The following is a 20812-nucleotide window of genomic DNA, read 5'->3' on the forward strand; positions in this document are numbered from 1 at the left end:
TTGATTATTTTTTTAGAAATAATTATTTCAATTCTTCATTTCGCATAAATTCTTCTGCTTTTTCGACCATATTTTTCGATCCACAAAAGAAAGGAATGCGCTGGTGTAATTCTGTAGGTTCAATATCCATAATGCGTTGGAAACCGTCAGAAGCTTTTCCTCCAGCTTGTTCTGCAATAAAAGCCATTGGATTACATTCGTACAATAAACGTAATTTTCCGTTCGGATTATTTGTTCCAGAAGGATAAATATAAATTCCTCCTTTCAACATGTTTCGGTGAAAATCTGAACATAAAGAACCGATGTAACGAGAAGTGTACGGACGATCTTCTTCATCTGCCTGACAGTATTTGATGTAATTTTTAACTCCTTGAGGGAATTTCACGTAATTACCTTCGTTAACTGAATAAATGTGTCCATCTTCTGGAATACACATATTTGGATGAGACAAATAAAACGTTCCAATTCCTGGGTTCAAGGTAAATCCATTTACACCATTTCCTGTTGTGTAAACTAACATTGTAGATGTTCCATAAATTACATATCCTGCAGCAACTTGCTTGTTACCTGGTTGTAAAAAATCTTCTTTTGTAACAGGTGTTCCAGGTTCAGAAACACGGTGGTAGATAGAGAAAATTGTTCCAACAGAAACATTTACGTCGATGTTTGATGAACCATCAAGTGGATCAATCAACACAACATATTTACTGTTTTTTGAATTTATTGAAGGTTGAATTGCAATAAAATCTTCGTTTTCTTCCGAAGCAATACCACAAACAACTTCGCGTTGCGATAACGTTTCAATAAACGTATCGTTTGCGAAAACATCTAATTTTTGTTGTTTTTCTCCTTGGACATTTTCATTTCCGAATTCGCCTAAAATATTTACAAGTCCTGCTTTGTTTACTTTATAATTAACAACTTTTGTCGCTAATTTAATAGAACTCAGTAATCTAGATAATTCTCCAGATGAGTAAATAAAATCTGCTTGATTTTCTATGATAAACTCTCCAAGAGTTTGATGAGAATTAGTATTCATAATTATGTTTTGCTGGTCAAATATCGGAATAATAACTCAATTTTATATCATTTCAAACGTTTGAAATTAATCTAAATACGTGAAAATCATCACTCAAATTTATTTTTTATTTTAATTAAATTCGGTCAACATATAAAGTGTAGTTTAGTTATATTTGCAAGTTAAATATTTACAAAAAAAAGTTTTTATAGAAATGAAAGTTTTCAAATTCGGTGGTGCTTCGGTGAAAGATGCAGCCGGCGTTAGAAATGTTGCGAGTTTATTGCAATCTGTTGGTTACGAAAATACATGTATCATTGTTTCTGCTATGGGCAAGACAACAAATGCATTGGAAGAGGTAGTCAAACGCTATTTTGAAGAACAAGATTTCGAAAAAACAATTAACGAAGTTAAAGAACAGCACATTGCTTTAGCGACAGAATTATTTGATAATCCAGCTGAGGTTTCGAACGAAATTTCGCAATTTTTTGATGATATCGTTTCGTTTTTAAGACGTAACAAATCACCAAATTATAGTTATGTGTATGATCAAGTGGTTTGTTGTGGAGAGTTAATTTCGACAAAAATAATTAGTATGTATCTTAATTCGATACAAATCAATAACGAATGGTTAGATGTTCGCGATTATATCAAAACAGATAATACTTATCGCGAAGGAAAAGTAAATTGGACGATGACAGAAGAAAGTATTAAGCGTTTACCAAATAAAGGTTTGTTTATTACACAAGGTTTCTTAGGCTCTGATCCTAACTTTTTCACGACAACTTTAGGACGTGAAGGCTCAGATTATTCTGCGGCGATTTTTGCTTATTGTTTAAATGCTGACAGCATGACGATTTGGAAAGATGTTCCTGGAGTTTTGAATGCTGATCCACGTTATTTTGATAATGCAGAGCTGTTAAATCATATTTCTTATGAAGAAGCGATAGAATTGGCGTATTATGGAGCATCTGTTATTCACCCGAAAACGTTACAGCCGCTTCAACAAAAAGAAATTCCTTTCTTCGTAAAATCATTTATTAATCCTACAGAAGCAGGAACAGAGGTAGCGAAAGGTCAACCATTAGATCCAAAAGTACCTTGTTTTATCCTAAAAAGAGAGCAACATTTGATTCGTTTATCAAGTAAAGATTTCTCTTTTATTACAGAAGATAAATTGAGCGGAATTTTCAATAAACTATATGATTATCAAATCAAAGTAAATTTGATGCAAAATTCAGCAATTTCATTATCTTTATGTTTGGAGGATAAATATGACAACTTAGAAAAGTTTGTTGCAGATATGAACGAAGAGTATAAAGTGCAAGAAGAAAACAATGTTTTATTGTACACAATTCGCCATTTTGATGCAGATTCTGATAAAGTTGTTTCAAAAGAAAAAGAATTATTGCGACAAACAGTTCGCGAAACATTACAAATAGTTGTTAAAGCTTAAATGAGTTTAATCACGACACAAGATATCTATTCAGCTTCGGGTCTTTCTAAAATTGGTGTTTTAGGAAAACCTGTAGCTTGGGCATTGAAAAAAGTTTTCAGTATAGATCAGTTAAACGATTTGTACAATCGTGGAAAGCATTTGCAATGCGAACCTTTTTTGGATTATTTGATTGATGATTTGGGAATGGATTACGAAATCCATGAAGAAGATTTGAAACGTATTCCAAAAGAAGGACCTTTTATTATTATTTCTAATCATCCGCTTGGAGCTTTGGACGGAATTATTTTGATGCATTTTATGTCAAAAGTTCGTCCTGATTTCAAGGTGATGGGTAATTTTTTATTGCAAAAAATTAAACCATTAGAACCGATGATTATTCCAGTTAATCCTTTCGAAACACGTAAAGATGCATACAGTAGCCTTTCAGGAATGCGCGATGCATTAAAATTGTTGAGAGCTGGAGGTTGTTTAGGAATTTTTCCTGCGGGCGAAGTTTCTTATCGTGATGACGAAAGTAAAATTATCGACAGAGAATGGCAAGAATCAGCGATGAAATTGATCAAAAAAGCGAAAGTTCCTGTTGTACCAATGTTTTTTAGAGCACGAAATAGTAATATTTTTTACCGTGTAGCGAAGATTCATCCAGATTTTCAAACGGCGATGTTACCAGCTGAAATGATGAAGAAAAGAACACGTCCAATTCAAATTCGTATTGGAAAACCAATTTTACAAAAACAACAAGACGAGCATGTGTCTATAGAAGATTATTCTGAGTTTTTGAGAAAGAAAACGTACATGCTTTCGTCATATTACAAACAAAAAAGAAGTTTAACTCAAGTATTGAAAAACCCTTCGAATATTGAGTTGAAAATGCCGAATTTACCAAGCTTATCTTCTTCTAGTAAAAAGGTTAAGCCGATTATTTCGGAAACAGCTTTAGACTTATTAATTCAAGATATTGAAACTTTACGAAAAGATGAACAAGCATTATTGTTTACAAATAATAATTACGAATGTTTCTTTTCTACAGCTCAACAAATTCCAAATATATTAAGGGAAATTGGTCGTTTACGCGAGATAACATTCCGTGCGATAGGTGAAGGTACAAATGATGAAATTGACCTTGATCGATTTGATAATCATTATCACCATTTATTTTTGTGGGATAAGGATACGAATAAAATTGTTGGAGCATATCGTATGGCGATTGGTTCGGAAGTGTATGAAAAATATGGAATTAATGGATTTTATGTTCATGAATTATTCAATTTTGATCCAGAAATTCATCCATTTTTCAAGAAATGTATCGAAATGGGACGTGCTTTCGTTTCAGCTGAATATCAACAAAAGCCGATGCCATTGTTCTTATTATGGAGAGGAATTGTGCATGTAACGTTGAGAAATCCAAATCAGAAATTTATTATTGGAGGAGTGAGTATTAGTAATCAGTTTTCTGATTTCTCAAAATCTTTGATGATCGAATTTATGAAATCTCATTATTACGATTCTACTGTAGCGCAGTATGTGAGAGCAAAAAATGAGTTTAAGGTTAAGCTGAAAGAGGAAGATAAAGAATTTATTTTCGATGAATCTGAAGCTGATTTGAATAAGTTTGATAAATTAATCGATGAGCTTGAGCCAAATATGTTGAGATTACCTGTTTTGATCAAAAAATATATTAAACAAAATGCAAAAGTGATTGCTTTCAATGTTGATCCTAAATTTAATGATGCAATTGATGGCTTAATGTATATTCGAGTTTCGGATATTCCAGAGTCAACTGTTCGTCCTGTTTTAGAGGATATTCAAGCAGAACTTGATAAAAAAATACAATCAGGAAAATTTGACGGAAATCTTATCTAAGGTTTCCGTTTTTTTATGTATATTATGTAGTAAATTTATTACTATGAATTTTACATTTTGTCTACTTTGCACATTATTCTTGATGAATAGTTGTATTCCAAAAAAATCAGAAGCACCAATAGACTTTAATTTAGAGCAAGAGTCTACACTTAATTTAAGAGATTATGGAACACCTATTTCTACTATTCCAATATTAAGTTATCCTAATACTGAACAAAAAAAAGAAGTAGGAAGCGATGCTTTGATTGGAATATCAATAGAGAATGCTGACCAATATTTAAGTCAGCTTATTGATGCAGATAAGATTGTTCTAAATGAGAAAAAGATTCGGCTGATTATTGATTATCCCCTTAAAAAACCTGTAAGTTTTGATCTTCAGAATGACAAAGGTTTTACGCGACGAGATTTGATTTTAACGATACAGGAAAAGTATAAACAAGTTTATAAAGAAGAAAAGGAGTCTGCTGAAACAAAAGCAATTCCTTTAGAAAAACGTGAAGGTTTAATCAATCGAAATGAAACGAATGGTAAATATGGGATTTGGGGTCATGATTTAATCGATTTGTATTTAACGGATATCGAAGTTTATAAAGATGATAAAGGAGAGGTGACTCTCGTTTTGTATATAGATTCGTAAATTTAAGACATAAAAAATGCGCTCAACCTAGTTGAGCGCATTTATATTTTAGCTTCGCTATAAATTATTTAGCAACTGCTGTAGAATCTGCTGCTGGAGCTGCTACTGCTGCTGAATCTGCTACTGGAGCTGCTGCAGAGTCAACTACTGCTGAATCAACTACTGCTGTAGCTGAATCTGTAGCTGGTGCTTCATCTACTGGTGCTTCTTCAGTTTTCTCTCCACAAGATACTGCTCCTAATGATAAAGCTGCTACTGCAACTACTGCGAAAAATTTTTTCATCTTTTTAAATTTTAATCGATTAATTTGATATGTCAAAGTTAGAATGATTTTGACCTGATATAATAAAAAATGATTGTAATTATTTTGTAAAACACTTTTTATTTTACAAAAAACAATATATCAATTATTTAAACGTTGAAATTTTCCGAAATTATAAAATTTATAAAACAAAAAAATCCTCAAATTCTATAATTCGAGGATGATTTTTTGATGTATTTTAAATGATTATTTTAAAACTTGTGCTTCTAATTTGAATTTTTCGATTTTATTTGAAATTAAATCCAACCTCAAATTATGAATACTTCCGATATGCGAAGTCTGAAATTCTTTGTGCGGTACATAGGTTCCGTTCTCTACTGATAAACCAACTTCTCTGTAAGCATCACGGAAAGGTGTTCCATTTTTGATCGCTTCATTAATATTTTCAACGGTATAAATCGGATCATATTTTTCCTGATTCATATAGTTATCTTTAATCTGAAGCTGGGGAATCGCAAATGTTAAGATGTCAATAATATTATCAAACTGCATCATTGGTTCGAATAATATTTCTTTCAAAATTTGATAATCGCGGTGATATCCACTTGGAAGATTATTAATCGTCATCATAATATCATTCGGCAATGCCTGAATTCTATTGCAATGCGCACGAGTTAACTCAAAAACATCTGGGTTTTTCTTGTGTGGCATAATCGATGAGCCTGTTGTCATTTCGTTTGGCAACTTCACAAAAGCTAAATCTTGTGAATTGTATAAAACCAAATCGTATGACATTTTAGATAAAGTTCCACAAATCATTGCCAAAGCTGTCGCAACAGATTTTTCTGTTTTTCCACGAAGCATTTGTGCACCAACAGAAGAAACTAAGATTTCTGAAAAACCTAATTCTTGCGTTGTTTGTAAACGGTCAATTGGGAAACTTGTTCCGAAACCTGCACCTGAGCCCAAAGGATTTTGATCAGAAATTTTATATGCAGCCTCAAAAAAGTATAAATCCGTCAACAAACTTTCTGCATAAGCAGAAAACCACATTCCAAAACTACTTGGCATCGCCGCCTGAAAATGCGTATATCCTGGCAATTGATGATTCTTAAATTCATCTGCTTTTTGTAAGAAAATCTCAATTAAATTGACAATTTTCTCTGTTGTATGTTTTAAGTACTCTTTTTCAAAAAGTTGAATTGCAACCAAAACTTGATCATTTCGAGAACGCGCAACGTGAATTTTTTTTCCAGCATCGCCAGTTTTCTCAATTAAAAAAGCCTCAATTTTTGAATGTATATCTTCGTAATTTTCGTCGACTTCGAAATTATTTTCCGCAATCAGAACCAAAACTTCATCCAAAGCAATTTGCAAAGCATCATTTTCTTCATTGGTAATCAAACCTGTTTTTGCCAGCATATTTGCCTGCGCTTTCGACGCTAAAGCATCGTATTTTGCAAGATGAGCATCTAATTCTCTGTCTTTTCCAACAGTAAATTTTTCGATTTTATCATTAATGGTAAAACCTTTGTCCCAAAGTTTCATATCTATAATAATGAATTAAGGGCGCAAAGTTAGTAAAAAGTTGTATAATATCTCATTAAAGTTGTATAATTATTAATAATCATAAATATTTATTCATATTGAATATTTTTGATTGTTTTTTGAGAATGTTTAGACGATTGATAGCATTTCGAAAGATTGATTATTGAATGTTTATTAATATTTCGAAATAATTCAATTTCGTAAAAAAATGACCCAAAAATTATGGAGTTGATATTTTAAGAACCTTTTAATTTTTAACTTCTATTTATTTACGTTTAATACATTGTTAAAGTGAAATTTAGACCTTTTTTATAATAATTCTAAATTATTGAAATATAACTAAAATATATCATTCTTTGATGAAAAATCTTTACTATAAACGTAATTTTGTGTACCAATTTATAGCTAAACGCGTATTTGTTTAGATGATTGTTAATGTAAGTTTTAGAATAAAACTCTGACTCAAATGCTTATGTATGTTGAGTTTGTGTGAGTTAAATGATTAAAAATTACCCTTCGAAAAAATTACATACTTAGTTTGTATTCTGATAACAGTGGTTGCCTATGCCAAAAATGATTTTTAATGAAAATAATTTTTGCATAAGATGTGACGATACAGCGAAGTGTTATTATATAATTCATTTTGATTGGATGAAATCAGGTGTAAGTAGCTTGGTTTTAAACAATCTTTAATATTAAAAAGAAAAGATAGATAATTATGAGTCTTTACCAAGAGTATCTTAACGAGATTGAAGAAAGAAAAGGTCAAGGTTTACATCCAAAACCAATTGATGGTGCAGAATTACTAAGTGAAATCATTAATCAAATTAAAGATGTTAATAACGAATACCGCGAGGATTCTGTTAAATTCTTTATCTATAACACGTTGCCAGGAACAACTTCTGCTGCAGGTGTAAAAGCAAAATTTTTAAAAGAGATTATTCTAGGAGAAGCTACAGTTGCTGAAATTACACCAACTTATGCTTTCGAATTGTTGTCTCACATGAAAGGAGGACCTTCTATCGAGGTTCTTTTAGACTTAGCTTTAGGAAACGACGAAGCAATTGCAAAACAAGCTGCTGAAGTTCTTAAAACACAAGTTTTCTTATACGATGCAGATACAGCTCGTTTAGGTGATGCTTTCAAAGCAGGAAATGCAATCGCAAAAGATATTTTAGAAAGTTATGCAAAAGCGGAGTTCTTTACTGAATTGCCAGCGGTTGCAGAAGAAATTAAAGTAGTGACTTACATTGCTGCTGAAGGTGATATTTCTACGGATTTATTGTCTCCAGGTAACCAAGCGCACTCTCGTTCTGATAGAGAATTGCACGGTCAATGTATGATTACGCCAGCTGCTCAAGCGGAAATCAAAGCATTACAAGCACAACATCCAGATGCTTCTGTGATGTTAATCGCTGAAAAAGGTACAATGGGAGTTGGTTCTTCTCGTATGTCAGGTGTTAACAACGTGGCTTTATGGACAGGAAAACAAGCGTCGCCTTACGTTCCTTTCGTAAATATTGCACCAATTGTTGCTGGTACAAACGGAATTTCTCCAATTTTCTTAACAACTGTTGATGTAACAGGTGGTATCGGAATCGATTTGAAAAACTGGAAAAAACAAGTTGATGCAAATGGTGATGTAGTACGTAACGAAGCTGGTGATCCTGTTTTAGAAGAAGTTTATTCAGTTGCTACAGGTACTGTTTTAACAATCAATACAAAAACTCAAAAATTATACAACGGAGACCAAGAGTTAATTGATATTTCAAGATCATTGACTCCTCAAAAAATGGAATTTATCAAAGCGGGTGGTTCTTACGCAATCGTTTTTGGTAAAAAAATCCAAACATTTGCTGCTCAAACTTTAGGTATCGAAGCTCCAACAGTTTTCGCTCCTTCAAAAGAGATTTCAAATGATGGTCAAGGTTTAACTGCGGTTGAAAAAATCTTCAATAACAATGCGGTTGGATCTACTCCAGGAAAAGTTTTACATGCAGGTTCTGACGTTCGTGTTAAAGTAAACATCGTAGGTTCTCAGGATACAACTGGTTTGATGACATCACAAGAGTTAGAAGCAATGGCTGCTACGGTTATCGCTCCAACAGTTGATGGTGCTTATCAATCAGGATGTCACACCGCTTCAGTTTGGGATAAAAAAGCACAAGCTAATATTCCTAAATTGATGAAATTTATGAATGATTTCGGTGTAATTACAGCACGTGACCCTAAAGGTGAATATCATGCAATGACAGACGTTATCCACAAAGTATTGAATGATATTACAATCGACGAATGGGCGATTATCATTGGAGGTGACTCACACACACGTATGTCTAAAGGTGTTGCTTTTGGTGCCGATTCAGGTACAGTAGCTTTAGCTTTAGCAACTGGTGAAGCGTCTATGCCAATTCCAGAATCTGTAAAAGTTACGTTCAAAGGAGAGATGAAACAACACATGGATTTCCGTGATGTGGTTCACGCTACTCAAGCGCAAATGTTAAAACAATTTGATGGTGAAAATGTATTCCAAGGTCGTATCATCGAGGTACACATCGGTACATTATTAGCGGATCAAGCGTTTACATTTACAGACTGGACTGCAGAAATGAAAGCGAAAGCATCTATCTGTATTTCTCAAGATGATACATTAATCCAATCGTTAGATATTGCTAAATCTCGTATCCAAATCATGATCGAGAAAGGAATGGATAACAAAAACCAAGTATTACAAGGATTAATCGACAAAGCAAACAAACGTATCGAAGAAATTAAATCGGGTGCTAAACCTGCTTTAACTCCAGATTCAAATGCAAAATATTATGCTGAAGTAGTGATCGACTTAGATATTATCGAAGAGCCAATGATTGCCGATCCAGACGTAAACAATGCTGATGTTTCTAAACGTTATACACACGATACAATCCGCGATTTAACTTACTATGGTGGTGATAAACACGTAGATTTAGGTTTCGTAGGATCTTGTATGGTTCACAAAGACGATTTAAAAATCGTTTCTCAAATGTTACGTAATGTAGAAAAAGCGAATGGTAAAGTGGAATTCAAAGCTCCTTTAGTTGTTGCAGCACCTACTTACAATATCATCGACGAATTAAAAGCAGAAGGTGACTGGGAAATGTTGCAAAAATACTCAGGATTTGAGTTTAGCGATTTATTGCCAAAATCTACTGCACGTACAGAATACGAAAACATTATGTACTTAGAGCGTCCTGGTTGTAACTTATGTATGGGTAACCAAGAAAAAGCAGCAAAAGGAGATACAGTAATGGCGACATCTACACGTTTATTCCAAGGTCGTGTGGTTGAAGACCGTGATGGTAAAAAAGGAGAATCTTTATTAGCATCAACTCCAGTAGTTGTTTTATCAGCGATTTTAGGACGTATTCCTTCTATCGAAGAGTACAAAACTGCAGTTGAAGGTATTAACTTAACAAAGTTTAAACCAATTTCAATGAACTAATTGTTTGTAGAAAATGATATAATAAAGGCTAACATTTCGGTGTTAGCCTTTTTTTGTGATAAATATATAATATTGCAAATAAATAAGTTAGAATTGTTTTAAATAAGATTATTAGCACGGTAAAGAGTTAGTAGTTTACAAATAATTCAGTATATTGGGGTATGTTTTTTGATAAATTAAAACCAATTAAATAAATCAATTATTATGGCATTTGATATAAATATGATTAAAGGCGTTTATGCAAAAATGCAAGAACGTGTAGATGCTGCGAAAGCCATCGTAGGTCGCCCTTTGACTTATTCAGAGAAAATTTTATATGCTCACTTGTTTGACGGAAAACCTACACAAGCGTATACAAGAGGAGAATCTTATGTAGATTTTGCGCCAGATCGTGTAGCAATGCAAGATGCAACTGCTCAAATGGCTTTGTTGCAATTTATGCAAGCTGGAAAAACCAAAACGGCTGTTCCTTCTACGGTTCACTGTGATCACTTGATTCAAGCTAAAGTTGGTGCAAAAACCGATCTACAAGAGGCAATCAATAAATCTTCAGAAGTATTTAATTTCTTAGAATCAGTTTCTAATAAATATGGAATTGGATTCTGGAAACCAGGAGCAGGAATTATTCACCAAGTAGTTTTAGAAAACTATGCATTTCCAGGAGGAATGATGATTGGTACCGATTCTCACACGCCAAATGCAGGTGGATTAGGAATGGTAGCAATTGGTGTTGGTGGTGCTGATGCTGTTGATGTAATGTCTGGAATGGCTTGGGAATTAAAAATGCCAAAATTAATCGGAGTTAAATTAACGGGTAAATTATCTGGTTGGGCTGCTCCAAAAGACGTTATTTTAGAAGTTGCTGGACGTTTAACTGTAAAAGGTGGAACAGGAGCAATTGTAGAGTATTTTGGAGAAGGAGCAGAGTCTTTATCTGCAACAGGTAAAGGAACAATTTGTAATATGGGTGCAGAAATTGGAGCAACAACTTCAATCTTCGCTTATGATGATGCTTCAGAAAGATATTTAAGAGCGACTGATCGTAATGATGTTGCTGATGCTGCAAATGCTCACAAATCTTATTTACGTTCTGATGATGAAGTTTATGCAAATCCAGAAAACTTCTATGATCAATTAATTGAAATTAACTTATCTGAATTAGAGCCTCGTTTGAATGGTCCTTTTACGCCAGATTTAATGACACCAGTTTCTAAAATGAAAGAAACTGCTGCAGCTAATGGTTGGCCTTTAGATGTAGAATGGGGATTAATAGGGTCTTGTACAAACTCTTCTTACGAAGATTTAACACGTGCAGCTTCGATTGCGCAACAAGCTTTAGATAAAGGTTTAGAAGTGAAATCATCTTTTGGAATTAATCCTGGTTCTGAGGTAGTTCGTTATACTGCGGATCGTGATGGTTTATTAAAAACTTTCGAGGATTTAGATGCGGTTATCTTTACAAATGCTTGTGGACCTTGTATTGGTCAATGGGATCGTGAAGGTGCGGATAAAGAAGAAAAAAATACAATCGTTCATTCATTCAACCGTAATTTCAAAAAACGTGCGGACGGAAATCCAAATACATATGCTTTCGTAACATCGCCTGAAATGGTTGCGGCGATTGCAATTTCTGGACGTTTAGATTTTAATCCATTAACAGATAAATTAATCAATAAATTTGGTGAAGAAGTAATGTTAGATGCTCCAAAAGGAGAGGAATTACCAACAAAAGGTTATGCTTATGAAGATAATGGATATCAAGCACCTGTAGAAGATGGTTCTCGTGTAGAAGTGATCGTAAATCCAAATTCTGAGCGTTTACAATTATTAGAAGGTTTCAAACCTTGGAATGGTGAAAATATTACTGGAGCTAAATTATTAATCAAAGCATTTGGTAAATGTACAACTGACCATATTTCTATGGCTGGACCTTGGTTACGTTTCCGTGGACACTTAGATAATATTTCGAATAATACATTGATTGGTGCCGTAAATGCATTCAACCAAGAAACAAATTCAGTTAAAAATCAATTAACAGGAGAATACGGACCAGTTCCAGACACTGCACGTGCATATAAAGCGGCAGGTGTGCCTTCTGTAATTGTTGGTGACGAAAACTACGGAGAAGGTTCTTCTCGTGAGCATGCTGCAATGCAACCGCGTCATTTAGGTGCTGTAGCAGTATTGGTACGTTCTTTTGCACGTATCCATGAAACAAATCTTAAAAAGCAAGGAATGTTAGCGTTGACATTTGCGGACAAAGCAGATTATGATAAAGTACAAGAAGATGATACAATCAACTTTATAGACTTAACAGAATTTGCGCCTGGAAAACCTTTGACAATCGAGTTTGTTCATGCAGATGGATCTAAAGATTTAGTTGTAGCAAATCATACATACAATACACAACAAATTGAATGGTTCAAAGCTGGTTCAGCATTAAATTTAATTAAAGCGCAACAAGCGTAATAATTATTTCAACATAAAAAGTAAAAGCCGATGTATTTCTACATCGGCTTTTTTTAATTGAAAATATTTTTTTTAAGATATTATTAACATTTGAAATACTAAAACAAAAAAAACCTCAATCATTTGATTGAGGTTTTAAGCAGTGGTGCCTCCAGGAATCGAACCAGGGACACAAGGATTTTCAGTCCTTTGCTCTACCAACTGAGCTAAGGCACCGCCTTAATTGTGATGCAAATATAGAGCGAAAATCCGTTCTACCAAACATTATTTAAAATATTTTTTAGACGAAAAAGCTATCTTGTTCATTTACCGAGAAATAAATTTTAAAATATTTTTATCTTTGCAAAAAATGAGTGGTTTTAATATTTTAATAGAGATTTAACAACTCATTTTTGCAATCTAATTTTTACAATTCGCAACAAATCATCATATTTGCGTCTTAGAATTCTATTATACATTCATAATGAAGTGGATTATTTGTAGTTTATCACTATTTAGCGTGGTAACAATAAAAGCTCAGTCAATATCAGTTTCACCTTATTCGGCATACGGAGTAGGGGAGCAATTGTTTGATAATAATACTGAACAAGCTGGTATGGGCGGTATCTCAACGGTTCCTACGAATCCTTTTGGACAAAGTGCGAATTTTTCGAATCCTGCAGCAAACCAAAACTTGCGTATGACAACTTTCAATGCAAGTGGAAGTGGAACTAATTATAATTTCAAATCTGGAACAGATAAAGAAAATGCAGGTCGTTTCAATGTTTCTAATATTTCATTGGCTTTTCCAGTTGGTGAAAAAGGAAGTTTCGGAGTTGGTTTTCAACCTTACACAGCGTTGGGATATGATATTATGAATACTTCTGAGAAAAATAATATCAAACAAACTGTACAGATGAAAGGTGATGGAGGGTTAAATAGTCTTCATGCTTTTTATTCAAGAAATCTTTCAAAAGGATTTTCTTTAGGTTTGCGTGTTAATTATCTTTTCGGAGAGTTGCAACGTAACGAGATTTTAGCTGTAGATGGAGCAAGTTTAGCTGTAGATTATAGCGATAAATCGAACTATCGTGGTGCTCAATTTACGTTAGGATCTATGTATACGAAGAAAATTGGAAAAAATAACAATTTAAACATTGGTGCTACTTATACATTAGGAACTAAGTTAAGAACAGATGTGACAGATCTTACAACTTCTTACACATATATCGGAACAACACAATCTTCTGTAGATACAATTTCTATTATTAGAATTGATAATGGAAAAACTAAGATTCCACAACAATTTACTTTAGGAGCATCATATTCTAAAGATAATACGTGGTCGTTAGCTGTAGAAGCGAAATATAATAATTGGAAAGATTTCTCTCAACCATTAGAAGGTCAAAATACTACAATGTCTTCTGCAGTAGATTACAAAAACAATGTACGTTTGGCAGTTGGAGGATATTGGATTCCAGATTATAACAGTTACAAAAGTTATTTTAATCGTGTAACGTATCGCGCTGGGATGTATTATCAATCAGCTCAGTATTCTATTCACGGAACAGATATTGATGCTTATGGAGCAACTTTAGGTTTTGGATTTCCAATTGGAAAACAAAATGATGGCTCTATGATGAATATTTCGTTAGAGTACGGACAAAAAGGAAAAACAACAAACAACTTAATCAAAGAAAATTATTTCGGAGTTAAAGTTGGATTTGATATTAACGATATTTGGTTTAGAAAAAGAGTTATTGACTAATTTTGGACAAACAAAAATTGTATAAAAAAGCAAACGAAAAAGTTTTAATTAAACCGAGTATTGTATTTGGTCTGATTAGCGTTTTCGTTTTGCTTTTTTCTTGTAAAAAAGAACTTCCTCCTATCAGTAAAAAGAAGGTAGAATTCCCAACACGCACACTTATCAATGCAAATATTATCAACAAAGATTCTGGAAGAATTTCGGGTAATTTGCGTTCACCATTAATCGAAGAATATACAACCGTAGATTCTCCTTACACGATTTTTAGAAAAGGTTTAAACCTTGACTTTTATCAAAAAGGAAGTGTGAAACCAGGTTATTTTCAGGCAGATTGGGGAAGATTAAGTGATGTAACAGGAATCTACGAAGGTAGAGGAAATGTAATTATCGTAAATGAGAAAGGTGATTCGTTGAAAAGCGAGCAATTATTTTGGAATAAGAAAAATAAAACAGTTTATACATCGAAAGAAGTTTACTTAATTAGCAAGGAAGGCGATTCGTTAACAGCGAAAAACGGTTTGCAAGCTACTGACGATTTAGAAACCTATACTTTATTCAATAATCAAGGATTTAAGTATGTTGATGATAATCAAAAATTCTAAAGAGCGTTAAAAAAATTAACAAAAAAGCGCATACTTGTCGCTTCTTCTATTTTATTATTCAATGTATTGTCGTATTTTCGCCACCTATTATAGAAATAACATTAAAATAAAACAATGGCAGTTTTAGGAGAAATTCGTAAAAAAACTTGGCTGATCTTCGTGGTAATCGGAGTTGCAATGTTAGCTTTCGTTGCAGGAGATTTATTCGGAGAGAATTCAAAAATAAAACAATTATTTACTGGAGATCCGTCTGTAGTTGGTACAGTGAACGGAGAACCTATTGGTATTGCAGAATATCAGAGTGCGTACGATCAAACACAAAAGATGTACGAAAATCAAGGTCAAACTGCAACTCCAAATCAAATTGCTCAACAAACTTGGAACAGCTTAGTTAGTCAGAAAGTGTTGAAACAACATGCTGAAAAATTAGGTTTAAAAGTTTCTGATGATGAATTTTGGAGCTATACAGCTCAAAACTTCGGAATGGCATCTGGTGCAGAAGCACAACAACAGATTGCTCAATTAGAAGCGAATGCGGCATCAAGCCCAGAAGCGCAACAACAATATAGAGGTTGGTTGCAAACTGCTGAACAAATAAAATTACAGATTTTATCTCAAAAATATTTTGGTTATGTAATGGCTGGTACAGCGGTTACAGGTAAAGAAGCGGATATTCAACAAGGATACAATATTTCGAATGCAAATATTCAGTATGCATTTGTTGATTATGCAACTTTGGCTAAAAAATTAAATGTAAAAGTAACAGACGAAGAAATTTCTGCTTACGAAGCGAAATATCCAAAATTGTTCAAAGCAGAAGGTTTAGTAAAATTAAGTTACACTTATTTCCCTGCTGGAGCTTCGACTGCTGATGACGCTGTTGCTTTAGCAAACATCAAAAAGTATCTGTCAACTCAAATTGTTCATGACGAAGTAAACAATGTTACAGATACAATTGCAGCATTTGGTTCTGCAAAAAGTGATTCGGTTTATGTGACTCAAAATTCTGAGAAACCATTTATTCCAAATTATTTTACAAAAGCAGAATTGGAACAAGCTCAATTAGGACCAGAAGCTACAAACTTCTTGAAAACTGCTACGGTTGGACAAATTGGTGGACCTTTCAAAATTGGAAATACATACCAATTATACAAACTTTCGAAATCGAAAGAAGTAAAAGATTCTGTAAAATCTAGTCACATCTTAGTTTCTTATACAGGAAGTGCTGCTGGAAACGGAGTAAAACGTACAAAAGACGAAGCAAAAAAATTAGCTGAGCAAATTTTAGCTGAAGTAAAAGCTAATCCAGCTTCTTTTGGTGAAGTAGCTTCAACAAAATCTGATGATAAATCATCTGCTGTACAAAAAGGAAGCATTGGTTGGGTTGGAAAAAACAATCAATTAGATCAAACTTACAATGGATTTATTTTTACAAAACCAGTTGGAACAGTTGATTTGGTAGAATCTCAATTTGGGTTCCATATCATCAAAGTTGATGATGCGAAAAACAAAACAGCTTATCAAGTTGCAAACATTGTAAAAACAATTGAGCCTTCTAAAGCGACAACAGAAAAAGCATTTACAAATGCAAGAACATATGTTCAGAATGTTGAAGGAAAATCATTGAATGATTTCAAAAATACTGCGAAAAAAGGTGGTTATTTAAATAATACAACAGAAGGTATTGAGCGTTATGCTGCGATTGGTCAAGATATTCCAAACGATCAGGACGGAGATATCTTAAAATGGGCTTTTGGCAAGAAAACAGATAAAGGGGCAACAAACTTGTTTACATCTTCTACAGGAGATTACATCGTTGTTCATTTAGTTGAAAAATTTGACAAAGGTTTGGCGCATCCAAGTGTTGTTCGTCAATATGTAGAGCCAGTTTTGATGCACGAAAAAGTTGCTAAATTGGTTGACGAGCAAGTTGCGAATGGTGGATTGAATGCTTTTGCTTCTAAATTTGGAGCGAAAAAAGGAAATGCTACGGTTAACTTCTCTAATTCTAATTTAACTGGAATTGGTTTAGAGCCTAAAGTTGTAGGAGCTGCGTTTGGTGTAAAACCAAATCAATCTTCTAAAGCGATTGCAGGTAATGCTGGAGTTTTCTACATTATTCCTTCAAATCAACAAATTCAAAAGAATCAAAAAGGTTCAATGATTTTGGATAATTTAAACCGTCAATTACAAGGACGTTTCCAACAAACATTGTTACAATCATTGATTCAAGCTGCTGATGTGGTAGATAACCGCGATAGAGCTTTACGTTAAGATTTAAAATTTCTTATAATAAAAAACTCCCAAGCTTAATAAGTTTGGGAGTTTTTAGTTTTATAGATATCTTTATTAATATTAAAATAAATGAAGTTTAAATTAGAAGGAAATATTCAAAATTCGGAAGGAACAAGAATTTCAATTAGATGCCCACATTGTGGTCATAATGGAACATTTGAGTCTATAGGTACCGATGTATATGTAAAGGATACTTTTTCAAATCCAAAAACATTTGGACTTCGACGTTGTCCAAATAGAACTTGTTTAGGGCATTTATTCTTTGTATATAATAATTCAATGAATGATATAATATTAACTTATCCATCAGATACAATACCCTTTGATAAAGAAAATATTCCAGAAAAAGTAATAAATGCTTTTCAAGAGGCAGTTATTTCTCATTCAAATAATTGCTTTGTAGCATCTGCTATAATGATTAGAAAAACTTTAGAAGAGATTTGTCTTGATAGAAAAGTAGATGGAAAAAATTTATATTTAAAATTACAAGATTTAGGAACTAAAATTTTAATTCCAAAAGAATTAATTGAGGGTATGCAAGAGTTAAGACTTCTTGGAAATGATGCCGCCCATATTGAATCAAATACATTTAATGAGGTAGGTAAATTTGAAGTGGAAATATCAATAGAATTTACTAAAGAAATTTTGAAAGCAGTATATCAATATGAATTTCTTCTTGGTAAATTGAGAAGTTTAAAAAAGATAGGTGAATAAAGCAAAAAAGCATCAATTTTTAATTGATGCTTTTTCTATTAGAATATTTCTTAAATCTTACTTATCAAACCCATTCGGATATTCGCCTTTTACAAGCTCTATTTTCGCTTCTACGGCTTTTTGTAAATCTTCTTGATATTGGATTAACCTTTCTTGCAAAGTTGGATTAGTAGCTCCTAAAATACGCGCAGCCAAAATTCCTGCATTCTTCGCTGCATTTACTGCAACTGTAGCAACTGGAATACCATTTGGCATTTGCAAAATAGATAAAATAGAATCCCAACCATCAATCGAATTAGACGATTTAATTGGAACACCAACTACAGGAAGAGGCGTAATTGATGCAACCATTCCTGGCAAATGTGCAGCGCCTCCTGCACCAGCAATAATGACATTTATTCCACGTTCGTGCGCTGTTTTTGCATAATCAAACATACGTTGTGGCGTACGATGCGCAGAAACAATTGTTAATTCGAAAGGTATATTTAATTCTGTTAATAGATCAGCAGCTTGTTTCATGATAGGCAAATCGCTATCACTTCCCATTATAATTCCTACCATAGTTGTTACTTTTTTGCTACGACTTTCACCGTTGCGTTAACTTGTTTTATGTTTTGTTTTAATTGTTTTAAATCATCGTTAACCAATGTAACGTGTCCCATTTTTCGACCTGGTTTTGTGATTGTTTTCGCGTACCAATGTAAAAATGTTCCTGGTATTGTTAATAACTCTTCAATGTTTTCTATTTCAGCTGATCCAGTTTCTCCTTCAGCACCAATTAAGTTAACCATAGCAGAAGTTGTAAACAATTTTGTAGAACCAAGTGGTAATTGCATTAAGGTTCTTAACATTTGGTCAAATTGTGATGAATATGCTGCTTCGATTGTCGAATGTCCCGAATTGTGAACACGAGAAGCTGTTTCGTTAACCCAAATAGATTGGTCTTTGTTAACAAACATTTCTACTGCGAAAACTCCTGAAGATTTCAATGCTTTTACAACATCGCGAGCAATTTGTTCCGCACGTTCAGTGATTTCTTTCGGAAGTGTAGAAGGCATTAATAAATAATCTAATAAATTATATTCTTCGTTGATAACAAATTCTACGGTTGGATAAGTCACGATATTTCCTGAATGATCGGCAACTGTAACCACTGCAATTTCGCGATCTAAATCGGCAGGTGTTTCGAAAATAGAAGGTGCTTGAAGCATTTTGTCTAAATCAGCTTCAGATTTTAAGAATTGTACACCTTTTCCATCATAACCATCTTTTCTTGATTTTTGGAAAATTGGATAATTGATGTCTTGTTTTGATTTCAACTCTTCCCAATTATCTAATCTAAAATAAGGCGCAGTCGGAATATTGTTGTTGACATAAAATTCTTTCTGAACTCCTTTGTCTTGAATAATCGCTAAAGCCTCAGGGTCTGGAACAACTCGCTTTCCAATAGATTTTAGATAACGCAAAGCATCAACATTAACATGCTCAATTTCAATCCCGATTGCATCTAGATCTTTTCCAAAAGCGACAACTGTTTCATAATCTTTGAAATCGCCTTGTATAAAATGATGTGCATGTCGTGCACAAGGTGCATCAGCAGCCGGATCTAAAATACTAATCTCGCAAGGGTATTGTAATGCATTTTGCAAAAACATATATCCCAATTGTCCTCCTCCTAAAATTCCGATTTTTATCATATTGCGAAGTTAATGAATAATATAATTTCTATTTTTACGAGATCAAAAAAAGTATTGACGAGATGTTAACAAAGTGGAGTAAAATTTTATTTTTAGTATTTCTGGGAATTTATTTATCGAGTAGAAGTTTTTACCAATACTTTGTATTTGATATGTTGGTGCAATATTCTGTTTATGCACTAATTATTGCTTTTTTCTTGTGTTTGATTTACAATTATTTGATTCGAAAACAAGAAAATAAAAATATTTTATGGTTGATTCCACTCGTTGCTATTCCGATTATTACGTACAAAAATTTAGGAAATTTCTATTTTGGAGAAAATGCGAGAGGTGAGCAATCTAATTTCAAGATTATTTCGATTAATATTTTTTCTCAGAATGAAGAATTTCAACATCTGAAAGATTATTTAGCCAAAGATAAAAGTGATGTAATTGTTTTACAAGAATTAACGCCAGCTTGGCAAAAACATGTAGAGTTTATCCGAAAAGAATATCCATATTATAAAGAAGAAGTAAGAAGTAACAATTTCGGAATTGCGATTTATTCTAAAATTCCGTTTACAAAAGTGTCTACAAAAAACTATATTGATGAGATGCATCCGTCTATTTTAGCGAAAATTATTGTAGACGCTAAACCATTAAGCATTTTGGCAACGCATCCTGTTCCACCTTTACCAAATCAGGCTCGTTTTGAAAGACGAAATAAACAATACGAATTGATGAAACAGGAAATTGATGCTTTACCGAATGAAAATATTATTTTGATTGGAGATTTGAATTCTACGGTTTATTCACCGAATTTCAAATTGGTGCAATCAGATAAAATGAAAGATGCTCGTTCTGGTTTTGGATTAAATAATTCTTGGAATGCTTTTATTCCGATTTTACGCACAAATATTGACCAATGTTGGGTTTCAAAGAACATAAAAGTGACCAATTTTTATCGTGGAGATGATATCAAATCGGATCATTTTCCAATTGTTGCAGAACTGAAAATAGATTAAGAATTTGGGTTAATTT

General features: G+C 33.2%; 15 protein-coding genes and 1 tRNA gene. 10 read left to right on the forward strand and 6 right to left on the reverse strand.

Annotated elements, in window-relative coordinates; translation table 11 throughout:
• Positions 1-22 precede the first annotated feature (22 nt).
• Entirely contained in the window at positions 23-1039 is a 1017-nt protein-coding gene (gene fbp / locus B4J88_RS03100; protein WP_038334934.1) for a class 1 fructose-bisphosphatase, read from the reverse strand.
• A 193-nt stretch (positions 1040-1232) separates the two neighbouring features.
• Between fbp and B4J88_RS03105 the strand changes: the two genes are divergently transcribed.
• Genes B4J88_RS03105 through B4J88_RS03115 form a run of 3 tightly spaced genes read left to right on the forward strand, consistent with a single transcriptional unit; the run spans position 1233 to position 4977 of the window.
• Positions 1233-2474: an aspartate kinase gene (locus B4J88_RS03105; RefSeq protein WP_291066337.1), complete on the forward strand. Its 1242-nt coding sequence runs from the start codon at positions 1233-1235 to the stop codon at positions 2472-2474.
• Positions 2475-4340: a lysophospholipid acyltransferase family protein gene (locus B4J88_RS03110; RefSeq protein ID WP_291066338.1), complete on the forward strand. Its 1866-nt coding sequence runs from the start codon at positions 2475-2477 to the stop codon at positions 4338-4340. It begins immediately after the preceding gene.
• Positions 4341-4383: 43 nt separating this feature from the next.
• On the forward strand, positions 4384-4977 hold the full coding sequence (locus B4J88_RS03115) for a hypothetical protein (protein WP_291066340.1): 594 nt from the start codon (positions 4384-4386) through the stop codon (positions 4975-4977).
• Between the two features lie 64 nt (positions 4978-5041).
• Here the strand turns inward: B4J88_RS03115 and B4J88_RS03120 are convergent, their stop codons facing one another.
• Positions 5042-5260, reverse strand: coding sequence for a hypothetical protein (locus B4J88_RS03120; protein WP_291066342.1), 219 nt, complete (start codon positions 5258-5260; stop codon positions 5042-5044).
• Between the two features lie 225 nt (positions 5261-5485).
• The gene (argH, locus tag B4J88_RS03125; protein WP_038334946.1) at positions 5486-6787 is read right to left on the reverse strand and encodes an argininosuccinate lyase; all 1302 of its coding nucleotides are present in this window, start codon (positions 6785-6787) and stop codon (positions 5486-5488) included.
• A 718-nt stretch (positions 6788-7505) separates the two neighbouring features.
• Between argH and B4J88_RS03130 the strand changes: the two genes are divergently transcribed.
• A complete protein-coding gene (locus B4J88_RS03130) occupies positions 7506-10268 on the forward strand; it encodes a bifunctional aconitate hydratase 2/2-methylisocitrate dehydratase (protein WP_291066345.1) in 2763 nt (920 codons plus the stop codon).
• A gap of 204 nt (positions 10269-10472) precedes the next feature.
• Positions 10473-12737, forward strand: coding sequence for an aconitate hydratase (locus tag B4J88_RS03135; RefSeq protein WP_114998293.1), 2265 nt, complete (start codon positions 10473-10475; stop codon positions 12735-12737).
• 143 nt (positions 12738-12880) lie between these two features.
• Here B4J88_RS03135 and B4J88_RS03140 read toward each other — a convergent pair.
• A tRNA-Phe gene (locus B4J88_RS03140) sits at positions 12881-12953 on the reverse strand.
• Positions 12954-13200: 247 nt separating this feature from the next.
• Between B4J88_RS03140 and B4J88_RS03145 the strand changes: the two genes are divergently transcribed.
• From B4J88_RS03145 to B4J88_RS03160, 4 genes are all read left to right on the forward strand, one after another.
• Positions 13201-14484, forward strand: coding sequence for an OmpP1/FadL family transporter (locus B4J88_RS03145; RefSeq protein WP_291046288.1), 1284 nt, complete (start codon positions 13201-13203; stop codon positions 14482-14484).
• Positions 14485-14501: 17 nt separating this feature from the next.
• Entirely contained in the window at positions 14502-15086 is a 585-nt protein-coding gene (gene lptC, locus B4J88_RS03150; RefSeq protein WP_291046290.1) for an LPS export ABC transporter periplasmic protein LptC, read from the forward strand.
• A gap of 114 nt (positions 15087-15200) precedes the next feature.
• Entirely contained in the window at positions 15201-17360 is a 2160-nt protein-coding gene (locus B4J88_RS03155) for a SurA N-terminal domain-containing protein (RefSeq protein WP_280050902.1), read from the forward strand.
• 90 nt (positions 17361-17450) lie between these two features.
• Positions 17451-18095, forward strand: a complete 645-nt coding sequence (locus B4J88_RS03160) for a DUF4145 domain-containing protein (protein ID WP_291046296.1) — start codon at positions 17451-17453, stop codon at positions 18093-18095.
• Between the two features lie 57 nt (positions 18096-18152).
• On the opposite strand, the gene purE is transcribed toward B4J88_RS03160, so the two are convergent.
• Both purE and B4J88_RS03170 read right to left on the reverse strand, forming a co-directional pair.
• A complete protein-coding gene (gene purE, locus B4J88_RS03165; protein WP_038333183.1) occupies positions 18153-18656 on the reverse strand; it encodes a 5-(carboxyamino)imidazole ribonucleotide mutase in 504 nt (167 codons plus the stop codon).
• A 5-nt stretch (positions 18657-18661) separates the two neighbouring features.
• The gene (locus B4J88_RS03170; RefSeq protein ID WP_291066348.1) at positions 18662-19792 is read right to left on the reverse strand and encodes a 5-(carboxyamino)imidazole ribonucleotide synthase; all 1131 of its coding nucleotides are present in this window, start codon (positions 19790-19792) and stop codon (positions 18662-18664) included.
• A gap of 62 nt (positions 19793-19854) precedes the next feature.
• Between B4J88_RS03170 and B4J88_RS03175 the strand changes: the two genes are divergently transcribed.
• Positions 19855-20796 (forward strand): endonuclease/exonuclease/phosphatase family protein, encoded by a 942-nt coding sequence (locus B4J88_RS03175; protein WP_291066350.1) that lies wholly within the window; start codon positions 19855-19857, stop codon positions 20794-20796.
• Positions 20797-20812 lie beyond the last annotated feature (16 nt).

It is taken from the genome of Empedobacter sp. UBA5036, from assembly GCF_002415215.1.
Taxonomy (GTDB): Bacteria; Bacteroidota; Bacteroidia; order Flavobacteriales; family Weeksellaceae; genus Empedobacter; species Empedobacter falsenii_B.

Coding starts and splice junctions, on each gene's coding strand:
- fbp (WP_038334934.1), bottom strand. CDS start 1,039: ATGAATACTAATTCTCATCAAACTCTTGGAGAGTTTATCATAGAAAAT.
- B4J88_RS03105 (WP_291066337.1), top strand. CDS start 1,233: ATGAAAGTTTTCAAATTCGGTGGTGCTTCGGTGAAAGATGCAGCCGGC.
- B4J88_RS03110 (WP_291066338.1), top strand. CDS start 2,475: ATGAGTTTAATCACGACACAAGATATCTATTCAGCTTCGGGTCTTTCT.
- B4J88_RS03115 (WP_291066340.1), top strand. CDS start 4,384: ATGAATTTTACATTTTGTCTACTTTGCACATTATTCTTGATGAATAGT.
- B4J88_RS03120 (WP_291066342.1), bottom strand. CDS start 5,260: ATGAAAAAATTTTTCGCAGTAGTTGCAGTAGCAGCTTTATCATTAGGA.
- argH (WP_038334946.1), bottom strand. CDS start 6,787: ATGAAACTTTGGGACAAAGGTTTTACCATTAATGATAAAATCGAAAAA.
- B4J88_RS03130 (WP_291066345.1), top strand. CDS start 7,506: ATGAGTCTTTACCAAGAGTATCTTAACGAGATTGAAGAAAGAAAAGGT.
- B4J88_RS03135 (WP_114998293.1), top strand. CDS start 10,473: ATGGCATTTGATATAAATATGATTAAAGGCGTTTATGCAAAAATGCAA.
- B4J88_RS03145 (WP_291046288.1), top strand. CDS start 13,201: ATGAAGTGGATTATTTGTAGTTTATCACTATTTAGCGTGGTAACAATA.
- B4J88_RS03155 (WP_280050902.1), top strand. CDS start 15,201: ATGGCAGTTTTAGGAGAAATTCGTAAAAAAACTTGGCTGATCTTCGTG.
- B4J88_RS03160 (WP_291046296.1), top strand. CDS start 17,451: ATGAAGTTTAAATTAGAAGGAAATATTCAAAATTCGGAAGGAACAAGA.
- purE (WP_038333183.1), bottom strand. CDS start 18,656: ATGGTAGGAATTATAATGGGAAGTGATAGCGATTTGCCTATCATGAAA.
- B4J88_RS03170 (WP_291066348.1), bottom strand. CDS start 19,792: ATGATAAAAATCGGAATTTTAGGAGGAGGACAATTGGGATATATGTTT.
- B4J88_RS03175 (WP_291066350.1), top strand. CDS start 19,855: ATGTTAACAAAGTGGAGTAAAATTTTATTTTTAGTATTTCTGGGAATT.